The organism is Bradyrhizobium sp. JR3.5 (assembly GCF_054057015.1).
In genome coordinates, this window is the sequence record NZ_JBSRYV010000001.1 from 341,730 (window position 1) to 354,689 (window position 12,960).

Here is a 12,960-nt window from a genome sequence, read left to right on the forward strand (position 1 = left end):
CCATGGCAGGAGCTGGCATGCTACGACCGATTGTCGCCGTCCTGGCGCTCGCCGGGACGGCCGTCAGCGTGCGGGCCCAGGAGATCAATGACTATCCGACCTCGGCGCGGGCCGAATATGTGTTCGGCTGCATGAAGTCCAATGGCGAATCCCGGCAGTCGATCGAACAATGTTCCTGCTCGATCGACGTGGTCGCCTCGATCATCCCCTATGATCGCTATGTCACCGCCGAGACCGTGCTGAGCATGGCGCAGGTGCGCGGCAATCTGGGCGGCCAGTTCCGCTCGTCCGAGCAGGCCGCCAACGCGCTCAACGACCTCAGGCGTGCGCAGGCCGAGGCTGAAGTGAGGTGTTTCTAGCGTTGATCGTGAGATCGCGAACGCGTCAGGTCCCGGGGTTCTCGACCTTCCATTCGTGGTCGAAGACGTGCCCGTCGGTGTCCTTGGCCTCGGCACGGAAGTGCTTGGCGCCATTCGAGACGTAAGTGAAGCGAATGTTCGGGTCCTCGGAAATCGAGATCCCGCCCTCCATCGTGAGCACCGGACTGTCGTCCTGCCAGATATGCAGCTCATTGACGAAGAAGGCCGGGATATAGAGCTGCATGACCTGGTCCATCTGCAGGCCTGAATTATTCGGATGCCCGATCATGATCTGGGCTTCCCGGGTGCTCGTCGCCGGCCCTTGTTCGGACTTTGTGAATTGCCGGTAACGCATCTGGCCGAGCCGATTCTTCGCTTCCTCGACGTTCTTGCCGGCCGGTGCCGAGCAGCCGCCGGATGCTTTCACATACACCTTGCTGACATAGAGCTTGCCGTCGCTGAGCTCAGCGACGGCGTGCACATTGGTGTAGTTGTTGACGCGGACGCGGGTCGAGATCTCGGTGACGTTGGCGTCCGGTCCCAGCGTGAACTTCGCCGCCATCGGCGCCGGGTTCTCGTCGATCACAAGCGTGATCGCGACGACGCGGCGGCTATCGCTCGGCTGCAGCTTGGTGCGCAGCGTCACCGGAACGATTGCCGCGTCTTCCGCGCGCGCAGGCATCTCGATGCCGATGATATCGTTGCCGTCATTCATCGGACGATTGCTGAAGATATCCTGGACGAGGCCCGGCCAGGGATCATAGGCCTCCGCCGCGGGCGCAGCGGGTGTCGCCAGCGCGACCGCAAGAAGGCTGGCGATGCAAAGCAGGCGGGCGCGATGTCCAGTCATGTTCGCGAGATCCTATGCAGCCGGGTCATTATAGGACCAACAGCTATTCCCATTCAATTTCCGAGAATGCTGCAGTTGCGTTGCGGGCGTTGTAATCGTCGAACAATTGCCAGCGCGGCCGCTCGGCTGCCGCGGCATGCTCCGCCGCGGCCGTGATCGGCTTGCCGCTTGCGACCAGCGCGCGGACGTCCGCGGCCAGCGTCTCAAGATAACGCCGCTCGTCGGCAAGCGCTGCAGGCCACGTACTCACGGGTCCGTGACCGGGAACCACGCGCTCGGCGGGAATAGCCTGGAGCTCGTCGAGCGCACGCAGCCAGCCCTTGAGGCTGCCGTCGACCACCGGAATATGTTCGAGGAACACCAGATCGCCGGCGAACAGGGTGCCGGTGCGTTGATCGAACACGGTGAGGTCGTTGTCGCTGTGGGCGGGGGGCCATGCCTTCAGGGTGAGGGCCCGTCCACCGAGGTCGAGCTTCAGCGTGTCCGCGACCAGAACGGTCGGCGGAATGATGCGGACCTCGTCGATCAACGCATCGCCCATGGTCCGGCGAAAACCGTCGAGATAGAATTGCCCGCGCGCCGCCAGCGCTTGGGGCAAGGCCTTGTGGCCGACGAAGCTGGTCCCGTCAACCACGAACGCCGCGTTGCCGAAGCTATGATCCGGATGCGCGTGGGTGTTGATCACATAGCGGATCGGTTTGTCGCTATGGCTGCGCACCGCGGCGAGCAATTGCCGCCCTTCGCGGACACTGCCGCCGGTGTCGACGACGGCAATGGCGCTGTCGCCGACCACGAAGCCGACATTGGCGATGGCGCCTTCGTTGTCGCGGGTCATCAATGCAGTGACCCCGGTGTGAACGAATATTCCGGGGGCGACTTCGCTCACAGGCAATTCCGCTTCTTGAGCCCGCGCTATGGTCGGCGCCCAAAGCATCAGGAGCAGCGCAAGCACTGAACCGCCATGAGCCATGTTTCCGCCTCAGTTTTTCCGGGACGCGCGATCGATGTCGTCGCGCTCCAGTTTGCGCTGCAACAAGCAACGCGGCACCGTCGCGATCATTATCCCTGTTGCACGTCATCGTGCGCCGGGCAATTGGTGGATGGCGGCAATCCGTCCGATCAAGAGGAGACCGCGCAATGAGAGTTGTCGGATGCCGTCCTGTTCTGCTCGCGCTTGCCAGCTTCATCGTCTGTTTCGCCGGCCGCGACATCGCGCGCGCGCAGGTCAACGAGCAGGGCGAACTCTCCATCGAGCTGGTCGATCCCAAGGTGCTTCGCATCTGCGCCGATCCGCGCAACCTGCCGTTCTCGAATGACAAGGGCGAGGGCTTTGAGAACAAGATCGGCGAGCTGTTCGCCGAGAAGCTGCAAAAGAAGCTCGATTATATGTATTTCCCGCAGGCGACCGGCTTCGTGCGGATCACGCTCGGCTCGCATCGCTGCGACGTGATCATGGGCTTTCCGCAAGGCGACGACCTCGCGCAAGGCACCAATCCCTATTACCGCACGGCCTATGCGATCGTCGCCAAACGGGGAAGCGGACTGGACGAGGTCACGACGCTCGAGGATGAGCGGCTGAAGGGCAAGCATATCGGCATCGTCGCCGGAACGCCGCCCGCGACCAACATGGCCATCAACGGCCTGATGGGCAATGCGAAGCCTTATCCGCTGATGATCGACACGCGCTACGATTCCTCGGCCGAGGCGATGATGAACGATCTCGAGAAGGGCGAGATAGACGCCGGCATCCTGTGGGGGCCGATGGCGGGCTTTTATGCCAAGAAGGCGAACCCGCCGCTGCAAGTCACGCCGCTGCTCAAGGAGACCACGGGACCCAAGCTGGTCTATCGCATCGGCATGGGCGTGCGGGCGTCCGATCAGAACTGGAAGCGGCAGCTCAATCGCCTGATCCAGGAGAACCAGCCGGCCATCAACAAGATCCTGCTCGACTTCGGCGTTCCGCTGCTCGACGAGAACGACCGTCCGATCGGGCCGGAGACCGCGACCAAATCGCCATGATCAGGCTCGCGGCCATGCTGGCGGTGGTATTGCTCGCCGCTTCACATGTCCGCGCGCAGGACCCGCCTGCAGAGCCCGAGGGCTACCGCACCGAGGATTATCGCGCGCCGGTGCCGATCACTCTTGCGGGCGCGCGCGTCCTCACGACCGCGGAAGCGGCAGCGATCTGGCGCGGCAAGTCCGGGGCCTTCGTCGACGTGCTGCCGCGCGCGCCGAAGCCTAATCTGCCGGCCGGCACGGTGTGGCGCGAGCGGCCGCATCGCGACATTCCCGGCAGCATCTGGCTGCCCGACACCGGCTACGGCAAGCTCGCCGCATCGACCGAGGACTATATGCGACGCGGCCTGGTCCGCGCCTCCGGCGACGACAGGGCCAGATTGCTGGTGATCTACTGCCAGGAAAATTGCTGGATGTCGTGGAACGCCGCCAAGCGCGTGCTCTCCTACGGCTACCGCAATGTCGCGTGGTATCCGGAGGGAACCGACGGATGGGGACGCGCCAATCTGCCGCTGGCGGATGCGGAGCCCGAACCGCGAGAGGGCGAGCAGTGAGCCCGTCCTCACGCGGCCAGGAAAATCTCCAGCGAATTACTTCTGCTTGTCGAGCTTATTGATGGTCTTGCCGCCGTCGCCGTCCGTGGTGGTGAACGTCACCTTGTCGCCGGCGTGAAGCTCCTCCAGCGACTGTCCCTTGGCCACCTTGTATTCCTGAATGGCGCCGCCGGCCGCGCCCACGGTGCCGGTTTCTGTCTGCTGGATCGAGATGGTTCCACTCAGTCGGTCAATCTTGGTGACCATTCCCGACATGGATTGCTGGGCCAAAGCCGCTGTGGTGATCAGGCTCGCGGCGGCGAGGCTGGTCATGACGATCTTGGCTGCTCTCATCGAGGTCTCCCAACTTCAGATATAGTTAGAGACAACGAGCGGGCAGGGCAGTTTGTTCCGGCGGCGCGGTGGTAATCGCCGGGGCGATCGGTCGCAGGCCTAATCCAGCTCCTGCTGGATGGTGCGGCCGAGCGCAAACAGCCGCTGATCGATGATGGTCGGCACCTCGCAGACGAATTTCACCACGCGTCCGCGGTCCTCGAATATCCGCGTCTCCCAGACCAACTGATTGCCGAGCTCGTCGACCTTGGCCTGGTCCGGCGGCGTGGCATCCTGCAGCGCCTGCAGCGCGACGGTATCGGCGCGGATCTTTTCCGCGGCCTCGCGCTGCTTGCGCATGACGCGCTCCAGCCCGTTCATGACCGAGGCCCGCTGACCGTTGAGCGTATCGAACAGCCCCGCGAACAGCAGCTTTCCCAGATTGGTCTTGTCGGCCGCGGCGGCCGACAGGAACTCGGTGATCTCCTTCTGCGCATCCTCGAGCGGAATGCGGCGCGCCGCGAGCTTGGTCGCAAGTTGGCTGATCTTCGGATCGTCCCTCCACTTGGTCTCAGCATCGCCGAGCGGCGGCCCGGCCCAGACTGCGGCGAACGAGATCTCGGGCACCTTGGCCTGCGCACACGGCCAGTCCGGGTAACGCGGGTCGGCACCGAACGCGACCTGGTTCGACAGAACCATCGCGAGCAGCGCGCCGAGTGCTGGCCGTAAGCCTGTCATGCCTCGCCTCCGCCAGGTCCGCGGCGCACCAGGCCGCGCGATGGATCGTAGGCCAGGATCGCGCCGATCATGAACACCACCGTGCAGCCGCCGACCACCGCGAGCGAAACCCAGTTCATCTTGCCGTAGAGCGCAAACCGGATCAGCTCCACCGCATGCGTGAACGGATTGCACTGGCAGACATAATACAGCATCGGGCTGCCTTCCTGTACCCGCCAGAGCGGATAGAGGGCGGACGATGCAAAGAACATCGGGAAGATGACAAAGTTCATCACGCCGGCGAAATTCTCCAGCTGCTTGATGCTGGCCGAGATCAGCATGCCCAGTGCGCCGAGCATCAGGCCCGACAGCACCAGCGCCGGAAGCACGGTGAGGTAGCCGAGGGTCGGCGGCGTGATGTCCCAGAACCACGCAATCAGCAGGAAGGCATAGACCTGGAGCAGCGACACCGCTGTGCCGGCGAGCAGTTTGCAGAACAGGAGATAGCCGCGCGGCAGCGGGCTGACCAGCAGCGTGCGCATGTTGCCCATCTCGCGGTCATAGACCATCGACAGCGACGATTGCATGCCGTTGAACAGCTGGATCATCGCCATCAGGCCGGGCGCGATATAGACCTCGTAGAGAATGTAGGTCTCATAAGGCGGGATGATCGAGATGCCGAGCACCTGACGGAAGCCGGCCGCGAAGATGAATAGCCAGACCAGTGGCCGGACCAGTGCCGAGACGAAGCGCTCGCGCTGATGCAGGAAGCGCAGTGCCTCGCGCCACACGATGCCGTTCAGGCAGACGATGTATTCCGACACCGAGAAGCCGCTTCGCTCAGGCGTGACCGTCGTGCTGCTCATGTTGGTGGCTTTCCGGTAAGGGTTGCCGTTCCGGTCAGGCGCATGAATGCGGTGTTGACGTCCTGGGCGCCGGCGTCCGCGATCACGCGCGACATCGGGCCGTGCGCCAGCATCCGGCCCTGATGCAGCACCACAAGGTCGTCGCCCGGCATGATCTCGTCGAACAGATGCGTCGCCCAGAGCACGCCGATGCCCTGTTCGGTGACGAGCTGGCGGACATGGTCGAGAATGTCGGCGCGCGCCTTGACGTCGAGCCCGACGGTGGCCTCGTCGAGCAGCAGCAGCCGCGGCCGGTGCAGCAGCGCGCGGGCGATTTCGAGCCTTCGCATCTGGCCGCCCGAGAGATCGCGCACCTTGCTCGTGGCGCGGTCGGCAAGCCCGATGCGGCCGAGCACCTCGGCGCTGCGCAGCCGCGCCTCGCGCCGGGAGATGCCGTGCAGCGCGGCGTGATACAGCAGGTTCTGCGTCAGCGAGAGATCGAGATCGAGCGTGCGCGACTGGAACACGACGCCCATCAGCCTCAGCGCTTCACCGGGCGTTCGGCTGATGTCGTGGCCGAAGATGCTGATCTGGCCGTTCTGGATGCCGAACAGCCGTGTCACCAGTGAGAACAACGTGCTCTTGCCCGCTCCATTGAGGCCGAGCAATGCGGTGAAGCTCGCAGGCTGAACCGTGAAATTGACGTCGATCAAGGCGCGCCGCGAACCGTAGCTGTGGCTGACATTGCCGATCGACAGCGCCGGCTGTACGGCCGCTGTGGGACTTGCATCCGGCGAGGGCTGGCTCGCGATATGGGCATCGGTTGCGGTCATGGCTGCGCGATCGTGATCCCCCAGGGCAGTTCGCCGACCTGAATGGTCTTGATCACCTTCTGGGCTGCGATGTCGATCACCGAGACATCGTTCGAGACGCCGTTGGTGACCATCAGATATTTTTCGTCCGGCGTGAAATCCATGTGCCAGACGCGTTGGCCGACCAGGAGATATTTGAGGACCTTGTGGGTCGCGCCGTCGACCACCGCGACGCGGTTAGCGGGGCCGAGCGCAACGAACGCGATCTTGCCGTCCCTGGTCATGCCGATGCCGACGGGCTGGATCGCCTCGTTGCGCAGGCCCGGGATTTCGAAGGTGATTTTGCCGGTCACCTCGCGCTTGACCGGATCGATGATCGACACCGTGCCGCCGATCTCGGAGGAAACCCACAATTCGGAGCCGTCGCGCTTGAACTGGGCGAAGCGCGGCCGCGAATCGACCAGCACGTTGGCGACGATCTGGCGCGTCGTCGTGTCGATGAAATGCGCCATGTTGGTGGTTTCGGACGTGTTGATCAGGATCTTGCCATCCGGGCTGATCGTCATGCCCTCCGGCTCGACGCCGACCTGGATGTCGCCGAGCCGGGCGCGCTTCTCGAGATCGATCACGGTGACCGTGTTGTCGTTCTCGTTGGCGACATACATGGTCTTGCCGGCGGCATCCTGGGTGAACAATTCAGGGTCGGGGCCGGAGGGCAGGGTGTCGACGATCTCCTGGGTCTTGGTATCGATCACCTGGATCGTGTCGTCGTCGCCGACCGCGACCATCACGAACTTGCCGTCGCGCGAGAACTCGATGCCGCGCGGCCGCTGGCCGACCTTGATGGTCTTGGTCACCGTCCAGCTGTCGGTGTCGATCACCGTGACGGTGTTGCCCTTCTCGTTGGAGACGTAGGCAACGAAGGCGGACGCCGGTGTCGCGGCAAGCCAAACCAGCATCCCGGTCAACAGACAGCGGCGCCACATGCGTTTCATCTCCCTCACTGCAGCTTGCACTTCGTTTCAGGCCGGTCAACACCGAGTGTGTCGAGCTCGGAGACCTGATGCAGGAAACCTTCCTGCGGCGAGACCGAAACGACCATACGACCATCGGCCAGCAAGATCGGTTGGCGGAGCTGCAGATTCCAGTCGCGCAGGGTCAATCGCGTGCCCTTGAAGGCGGCGATCGAGAAATCCTTGCCCTTGAGGAAGGCGATAACCTTTTTGGGATCCCCCGAATTGGTGCGGGAGGTGGCTTCGCCGATCATGCGCGCCGCCGTCCAGGCCTGCATGTCGAGCGCCGTCATGCGACGCATGTTCAGCTTGACGAAGCGGTTCTGGATCTGGACCGCGCCCCATTGGTCATGCGCGGCGTCCCAGCTGGTCGGCACCAGGCCCGCCGAGCCGGCCACGGGGCGCGGGTCCCAGGTCCGGTAGGGTAGATAGTTCGCGAACACCTCGCTCTCGTCGGCAGCGACCAGCACGTCGTAAGCCGGCGCCTGCTGCGTGAACACCGGCATCTGACGCTGGATCAGCGTCACGCCAGAGTCGGTGCGGCGTGCGCCGCCGGTGTCCTCGAATGTCCGTTCCTGGACGATCTTAGCGCCGAAGCGCGTGGCGGCACGGCGCAGCGCGTCGGCGTAGAGCTTGTCCTGATCATGCGAGCCGGTCACCAGCAGCCAGCGCTTCCACTGCTTCCACACCAGATACTGGCCCAAGCGCGTCCGCCAGCATCGAGCGTGTCGGCGCGACATGGATGACATTGGCACGGCAGTCCTGCTCGCGCAGCCGATCGTCGATCGCGCCGGCATTGAGCAGCACGGTGCCGCGATCGCGCAGCGCGTCGGCAACCTTGAGCAGGGCGTCGGCGGGCAGGTCGGTGATGATATAATCGTTGCGGCCAGCGAGATCGGTCGCGACCTTGGCGACATCGTCGCTGTCCTTGACCTTGATCTCGTCGAGCACGAAGCGCTGGTTGAGGAATTTTCCGGTCGTATTGTTGTCCTCGATCGCAAGGCGTGCGCCAGCGATGCCGTCACTGTCGGCCGGTTGCTCGACCAGCGAGAGCGTCGACTTGATGCCGGCATGGCCGAGATAGCCGATGTGGACCTCGACGGGATCAGCCGCCAGCGCTCCGGTCGCCACCATGCTGAGCGCGATCGTGCCGATCAGCCATCGGAACATAACTCCTCCCGTAGTCATTCTTCACTCGGCGCGGCGTTGCCGAAAAGCGGATTCCGCTTTTCTGGGCCATGCGTTGACGTGCAAGATGCCGGAATTGGCCTGGCTTGCAACCCCGCTTTTTGTCGTTGCGCGGTACCAAATTTGGATTGGTTCACAATCATGAGATCAGCGTTCGTCTTCGTCATATCTTTGCTGCTGATATCTGCGGCGCGCGCCGAACCGCCCAAGCTCGCGGTGTTCGACCTCGAGATGATCGACACCAGCCTTCAAGGGGAGGTCGACGGGCCGCGGACCGACGAACAGGCGCGGCTGCTGCGCACCGGCGATCAGGTGCGCAAGGAGCTTGCAGATTCCGGCAAGTTCCACGTGATCGATACCGCGCCGATCAATGCTGCGGCGCACGGCAGCAATCTTCAGGCCTGCGGCGGATGCGACGTGAAGCTGGCCGGCGAGCTGGGCGCCGATCTCGCGATGACCGGCGTGGTGCAGAAGGTCTCCAACCTGATCCTCAACATCAATCTCTATCTGCGCGACGTCCATACCGGGCAACTGGTGGCGGCAGCGAGCGCCGACATGCGCGGCAATACCGACGAATCCTGGTCGCGCGCAACCGACTATCTCGTGCGCAACCGCCTGCTCGCGCCGAACTACGGCGCCCCGCAAGCGCGGTAGCTGCGGGTACAAATGTGCGACCGTCATCCCCGCGCAAAGGCTTCGCCTTTGTCGCTGGAGGTGCGAGCCTCTTCGGCGAGCCTCGAAGGATGAATCGGCCACCAGCCGGGCCGTGCATCCTTCGAGACGCGCTACGCGCTCCTCAGGATGACGGGGAGGGATTGGCTCACGCCTTCAGGCGTGCGGCGTGCCAGCGCAGGTGATCGGCCATGAAGGTCGAGATGAAGTAATAGCTGTGGTCGTAGCCGCGCTGACGCCGCAAGGTGAGGGGGATGTTGGCCTTCTCGCAAGCCGCCTTCAGGAGCTCGGGCCGCAGCTGTTCGGTGAGAAATCCGTCGGCATCGCCATAGTCGACCAGCAGATCGGAGAAGCGGGCGCCGTCCTCGATCAGCGCGACCGCGTCGTGCTTGCGCCACGCCTGCTTGTTGCTGCCGAGATAGCCGCCCAGCGCCTTGTTGCCCCACGGCACCTGCGATGGCGCCACGATCGGCGCAAACGCACTCGCCGCGCGATAGCGATCGGGATAGCGCAGCGCAACCGTCAGCGCGCCATGGCCGCCCATGGAGTGGCCGAGGATCGATTGCCGCGCCATGTCGACCGGGAATTGCTCGGCGATCAGTTTTGGCAATTCCTCGGTGACGTAGCTCCACATCCGGTAATTGGTCGCGAACGGCTGCTCGGTCGCATCGACATAGAAGCCTGCGCCGAGGCCAAAATCGTAAGCGTTGGCGGGATCGCCGGGAACGCCTTCGCCGCGCGGGCTAGTGTCGGGCGCGACGAAGATCAGGCCGAGCTCGGCACATGCCTGCCGGAACTCACCCTTCTCGGTGACGTTGGCGTGCGTGCAGGTTAGGCCCGACAGATAGGTGACGACAGGCAGCTTGGCGCCGGTCGCATGATCAGGGACAAACACCGAGAAGGTCATATCGGTCTTGGTCTCGCGGCTTGGATGCCGGTAGACGCCCTGCGTGCCGCCATGCGACTTGTTCTGGGAAACCGTCTGCATTGCCATATTCCTCCGTGTTGGCGCGCGGCGTCGTTCAGCCGACGCCGCTCTCGATCGCGAGGCGCACCAGCTCTGCCGAGGTGCGCACGCCAAGCTTCTGGCGCATGATCGATGACGTGTTCGCGACCGTCTTGTAAGACGAATGCACCAGCCAGGCGATCTCCGACAGGCTCTTGCCGGAACTGAGCAGGCGCAGGATCTCCATCTCGCGCGAGGTCAGCTTGGAGAGCGGATTTTGCGCAAAGCCCGGCCGCGCAAAGGCGACGTTGCGTGCGATCGCCGGCGGCAGGTAGACGCCGCCATTGCCGACCTCACGCACGGCCTCCACCAGATCGTTGGGATCGCCGGTCTTCGAGACGTAGCCCTTGGCGCCGATGTCGATGGCGCGGGCGGCGAACACCGGGTCGTCGTTCATGCTGAACATGATGAGGCGAGCGGATGCATCGCGCGACAGGATGCGGCGGGCCAGCTCGAAGCCGGAGACCGTCGGCAGGTTGATGTCGATCACGCAGAGATCGGGCTTCTCCGCGACGAACGCCCGTTCGCCGCTTTCGGCATCCGCCGCTTCCAGCAGGATGATCTCGGGATCGTCGGCGAACACGGTGCGACAGCCGGAAGCAACGATGGGATGATCATCAACGATCAGAATGCGCATGGCGTTGTTCCGGCGACCTGCTTCGACCAGCTCTTCATTACATCGATTTGCACGAAGAACACCTCGGTTCCGACCGGTTGTGCACCTCGCACGAGATTGCGATAGGGTGCGATTAGATAGCCGGGCAAATTTGGCTGTCAACGATCCTCTCGGAGGAGGGATCGCGGTCGGGGGCAACGTCATGTGGCAAAAGCTATCCTTGCGCGCACGGATCAACCTGCTGCTGGCGCTGATACTGGCGCTTGGGTTGGGCATCAATATTGCGCGGCTCGTGCTGGAAGCGGGGCCGCGTGTCCAGGCCGAGGACCAGAGCGTGATCCGGCTGGCGCGCGAGTTTGTTACGACGATGGTGACCGGTCTCGACGAGGCGCCGGATCCGGATGCGCGGCTCGACCAGATCGTCCAGGACCTGAGCCGGCTGCGTCATGTCAGCATCACGCGGCAGGATGACGCGACCGCAAAGTCTGCCGAGCGCCTGGCGGAGGCAGGCGATCCGCGCGCCGCGCCTGAGTGGTTCGTCGCGCTGGTTCATCCCGAGCAGACTTCGGTGCGGGTGCCGATCTCGGTTCACGGCAAGCCGCAATCGCTCGTCATCACCTCGCATCCCGACGATGAAATGGCTGAGATCTGGGACGGCATCGTCACCCAGATCGAGGTCGGCTCCGCGATCGCGGTGGCGCTGCTGCTGGTGACCATGCTGGTGGTCGGCCGCGCACTTGCGCCGCTGGAAGCGCTGTCGCAGGCCATGACCGGTATCGAGGCCGGGGATTACGACGCGCGCGTCGAGCCCGGCGGATCGCCTGAATTGGCTGCGATCTGTGCCAAACTGAACCATTTGGCGGCGACCCTTGGCGAGGCCGTGGACAGCAAGCGGCAGCTGGCCGAACGTGCGGTCTCGCTGCAGGATTCCGAACGCAAGGAGATCGCGCGCGAATTGCACGATGAGTTCGGGCCCTATCTGTTCGCGCTGCGCGCGCATGCCGGCGCACTGACGCGGCTGTCGGAGGTCGAAAAGCCCGATCCTGCTGCGCTACGCAAGCACGGCAGCGCCATCCTCGAGCAGGTCAACGCGCTTCAGCAGTTCACTCGCCGCATCCTGGAGCGATTGCGGCCGGTGGGATTGGCGGAGCTTGGGCTTGCTGAAGCGCTTGGCGCGCTGGTGCGGCTGTGGGGCGAGACCCACCCGGAGGTGGAGATCGAGAGCAGCATATCGCCTGATCTCGGCGAGACCGGCGAGACGGCCGATCTGACGATCTATCGCATCGTCCAGGAAGCGCTCACCAACGTATTCCGCCACGCCGGCGCAACGGCAGTCGATATCACGATCGAGCCTGCGGAGCGACAGACCGGCCCGCGCGGCGGCCGCGGCTGTGCGCTGGTGCGTGTCCGCGACAACGGTCGCGGCCTGCTCAGGGATCACCGGCTCGGCCGCGGTTTGACTGGCATGCAGGAGCGAATCCTCGCGCTCGGAGGCACGCTCAAGATCAATTCCAGCGATGATGGCGTGACGGTCGAGGCGCTGGTGCCAAAGGCTGCGCAGGCTTAGGGCGCGGTTCGCGGCCAGTATGTGACGACAGCCCATGCCAGCGCGAGCGCACTGGCGATCCAGAGCACGATGATCGCGATCATTCCCGCTCGACTGGTCGGGCGCTGCAAGACGGCACTGGCATTGGCGCGGCATTCAGCCATTACCTCATCCGGAACGAGCGAGATCGCAAGCCAGATGCCGAGCGGCAGCAGGATCAGATCGTCGAGATAGCCGATGACCGGGATGAAATCCGGAATCAGGTCGATGGGGGAGAGCGCATAGGCCGCGATGGCGACGGCGAGGGCCTTTGCGTACCACGGTACGCGCGGATCACGCGACGCGAGATACAGCGCAACGCTGTCTCGTTTCAGGTTGCGCGCCCAAGCTTTGATTGAGGAAAGTTTGATTGAGGATAGCTTGATGGACGGCATGGCGTGGCGCCTGCACGTCA

General features: G+C 64.0%; 15 protein-coding genes and 1 pseudogene. 5 read left to right on the forward strand and 11 right to left on the reverse strand.

Annotated features, from left to right (window positions below):
* Positions 1 to 17: 17 nt before the first annotated feature.
* Complete coding sequence (locus ACVWW1_RS01725) at positions 18 to 359, forward strand: hypothetical protein (RefSeq protein ID WP_456654619.1); 342 nt, start codon at positions 18 to 20, stop codon at positions 357 to 359.
* A 25-nt stretch (positions 360 to 384) separates the two neighbouring features.
* Here ACVWW1_RS01725 and ACVWW1_RS01730 read toward each other — a convergent pair whose 3' ends face one another.
* Both ACVWW1_RS01730 and ACVWW1_RS01735 read right to left on the reverse strand, forming a co-directional pair.
* Entirely contained in the window at positions 385 to 1,209 is an 825-nt protein-coding gene (locus ACVWW1_RS01730; RefSeq protein ID WP_456654620.1) for a quinoprotein dehydrogenase-associated SoxYZ-like carrier, read from the reverse strand.
* A gap of 43 nt (positions 1,210 to 1,252) precedes the next feature.
* Positions 1,253 to 2,143: a quinoprotein relay system zinc metallohydrolase 2 gene (locus tag ACVWW1_RS01735; protein WP_456656595.1), complete on the reverse strand. Its 891-nt coding sequence runs from the start codon at positions 2,141 to 2,143 to the stop codon at positions 1,253 to 1,255.
* A gap of 203 nt (positions 2,144 to 2,346) precedes the next feature.
* On the opposite strand from ACVWW1_RS01735, the gene ACVWW1_RS01740 reads away from it, so the two are divergent.
* A complete protein-coding gene (locus tag ACVWW1_RS01740) occupies positions 2,347 to 3,228 on the forward strand; it encodes a substrate-binding domain-containing protein (RefSeq protein ID WP_456654621.1) in 882 nt (293 codons plus the stop codon).
* Complete coding sequence (locus ACVWW1_RS01745; protein WP_456654622.1) at positions 3,225 to 3,779, forward strand: PQQ-dependent catabolism-associated CXXCW motif protein; 555 nt, start codon at positions 3,225 to 3,227, stop codon at positions 3,777 to 3,779. The genes ACVWW1_RS01740 and ACVWW1_RS01745 overlap by 4 nt, the downstream gene beginning before the upstream one ends.
* Before the next feature lie 36 nt (positions 3,780 to 3,815).
* Here ACVWW1_RS01745 and ACVWW1_RS01750 read toward each other — a convergent pair whose 3' ends face one another.
* From ACVWW1_RS01750 to ACVWW1_RS01775, 6 genes and pseudogenes are all read right to left on the reverse strand, one after another.
* Positions 3,816 to 4,091, reverse strand: coding sequence for a copper-binding protein (locus tag ACVWW1_RS01750; protein WP_456654623.1), 276 nt, complete (start codon positions 4,089 to 4,091; stop codon positions 3,816 to 3,818).
* Between the two features lie 120 nt (positions 4,092 to 4,211).
* Complete coding sequence (locus ACVWW1_RS01755) at positions 4,212 to 4,829, reverse strand: hypothetical protein (protein ID WP_456654624.1); 618 nt, start codon at positions 4,827 to 4,829, stop codon at positions 4,212 to 4,214.
* The gene (locus ACVWW1_RS01760) at positions 4,826 to 5,674 is read right to left on the reverse strand and encodes an ABC transporter permease (RefSeq protein ID WP_176529981.1); all 849 of its coding nucleotides are present in this window, start codon (positions 5,672 to 5,674) and stop codon (positions 4,826 to 4,828) included. Before ACVWW1_RS01760 ends, ACVWW1_RS01755 begins: the two co-directional genes overlap by 4 nt.
* Positions 5,671 to 6,486, reverse strand: coding sequence for an ABC transporter ATP-binding protein (locus tag ACVWW1_RS01765; RefSeq protein WP_456654625.1), 816 nt, complete (start codon positions 6,484 to 6,486; stop codon positions 5,671 to 5,673). Before ACVWW1_RS01765 ends, ACVWW1_RS01760 begins: the two co-directional genes overlap by 4 nt.
* Positions 6,483 to 7,460, reverse strand: coding sequence for a YVTN family beta-propeller repeat protein (locus ACVWW1_RS01770; RefSeq protein ID WP_456654626.1), 978 nt, complete (start codon positions 7,458 to 7,460; stop codon positions 6,483 to 6,485). The genes ACVWW1_RS01765 and ACVWW1_RS01770 overlap by 4 nt, the downstream gene beginning before the upstream one ends.
* A gap of 5 nt (positions 7,461 to 7,465) precedes the next feature.
* Positions 7,466 to 8,648 (reverse strand): annotated as a pseudogene (locus ACVWW1_RS01775) (ABC transporter substrate-binding protein).
* A gap of 159 nt (positions 8,649 to 8,807) precedes the next feature.
* Here ACVWW1_RS01775 and ACVWW1_RS01780 point away from each other — a divergent pair.
* A complete protein-coding gene (locus ACVWW1_RS01780; RefSeq protein ID WP_456654627.1) occupies positions 8,808 to 9,320 on the forward strand; it encodes a DUF3280 domain-containing protein in 513 nt (170 codons plus the stop codon).
* A 166-nt stretch (positions 9,321 to 9,486) separates the two neighbouring features.
* On the opposite strand, the gene fghA is transcribed toward ACVWW1_RS01780, so the two are convergent.
* Both fghA and ACVWW1_RS01790 read right to left on the reverse strand, forming a co-directional pair.
* Entirely contained in the window at positions 9,487 to 10,332 is an 846-nt protein-coding gene (fghA, locus tag ACVWW1_RS01785; protein ID WP_456654628.1) for an S-formylglutathione hydrolase, read from the reverse strand.
* Positions 10,333 to 10,360: 28 nt separating this feature from the next.
* On the reverse strand, positions 10,361 to 10,981 hold the full coding sequence (locus tag ACVWW1_RS01790; RefSeq protein WP_092115647.1) for a response regulator transcription factor: 621 nt from the start codon (positions 10,979 to 10,981) through the stop codon (positions 10,361 to 10,363).
* Between the two features lie 181 nt (positions 10,982 to 11,162).
* Between ACVWW1_RS01790 and ACVWW1_RS01795 the strand changes: the two genes are divergently transcribed.
* Positions 11,163 to 12,527 (forward strand): histidine kinase, encoded by a 1,365-nt coding sequence (locus ACVWW1_RS01795; protein WP_456654629.1) that lies wholly within the window; start codon positions 11,163 to 11,165, stop codon positions 12,525 to 12,527.
* Here the strand turns inward: ACVWW1_RS01795 and ACVWW1_RS01800 are convergent.
* The gene (locus ACVWW1_RS01800) at positions 12,524 to 12,940 is read right to left on the reverse strand and encodes a YkvA family protein (RefSeq protein ID WP_176529988.1); all 417 of its coding nucleotides are present in this window, start codon (positions 12,938 to 12,940) and stop codon (positions 12,524 to 12,526) included. The genes ACVWW1_RS01795 and ACVWW1_RS01800 overlap by 4 nt on opposite strands.
* Positions 12,941 to 12,960: the final 20 nt, after the last annotated feature.

Excerpts from the sequence above, each read along its gene's own strand:
- ACVWW1_RS01795 (WP_456654629.1), top strand. The coding sequence starts at position 11,163 with ATGTGGCAAAAGCTATCCTTGCGCGCACGGATCAACCTGCTGCTGGCG.
- ACVWW1_RS01790 (WP_092115647.1), bottom strand. The coding sequence starts at position 10,981 with ATGCGCATTCTGATCGTTGATGATCATCCCATCGTTGCTTCCGGCTGT.
- ACVWW1_RS01755 (WP_456654624.1), bottom strand. The coding sequence starts at position 4,829 with ATGACAGGCTTACGGCCAGCACTCGGCGCGCTGCTCGCGATGGTTCTG.
- ACVWW1_RS01760 (WP_176529981.1), bottom strand. The coding sequence starts at position 5,674 with ATGAGCAGCACGACGGTCACGCCTGAGCGAAGCGGCTTCTCGGTGTCG.
- ACVWW1_RS01800 (WP_176529988.1), bottom strand. The coding sequence starts at position 12,940 with ATGCCGTCCATCAAGCTATCCTCAATCAAACTTTCCTCAATCAAAGCT.
- ACVWW1_RS01730 (WP_456654620.1), bottom strand. The coding sequence starts at position 1,209 with ATGACTGGACATCGCGCCCGCCTGCTTTGCATCGCCAGCCTTCTTGCG.
- ACVWW1_RS01745 (WP_456654622.1), top strand. The coding sequence starts at position 3,225 with ATGATCAGGCTCGCGGCCATGCTGGCGGTGGTATTGCTCGCCGCTTCA.
- ACVWW1_RS01780 (WP_456654627.1), top strand. The coding sequence starts at position 8,808 with ATGAGATCAGCGTTCGTCTTCGTCATATCTTTGCTGCTGATATCTGCG.
- ACVWW1_RS01735 (WP_456656595.1), bottom strand. The coding sequence starts at position 2,143 with ATGCTTTGGGCGCCGACCATAGCGCGGGCTCAAGAAGCGGAATTGCCT.
- ACVWW1_RS01770 (WP_456654626.1), bottom strand. The coding sequence starts at position 7,460 with ATGAAACGCATGTGGCGCCGCTGTCTGTTGACCGGGATGCTGGTTTGG.
- fghA (WP_456654628.1), bottom strand. The coding sequence starts at position 10,332 with ATGGCAATGCAGACGGTTTCCCAGAACAAGTCGCATGGCGGCACGCAG.
- ACVWW1_RS01765 (WP_456654625.1), bottom strand. The coding sequence starts at position 6,486 with ATGACCGCAACCGATGCCCATATCGCGAGCCAGCCCTCGCCGGATGCA.
- ACVWW1_RS01750 (WP_456654623.1), bottom strand. The coding sequence starts at position 4,091 with ATGACCAGCCTCGCCGCCGCGAGCCTGATCACCACAGCGGCTTTGGCC.
- ACVWW1_RS01725 (WP_456654619.1), top strand. The coding sequence starts at position 18 with ATGCTACGACCGATTGTCGCCGTCCTGGCGCTCGCCGGGACGGCCGTC.
- ACVWW1_RS01740 (WP_456654621.1), top strand. The coding sequence starts at position 2,347 with ATGAGAGTTGTCGGATGCCGTCCTGTTCTGCTCGCGCTTGCCAGCTTC.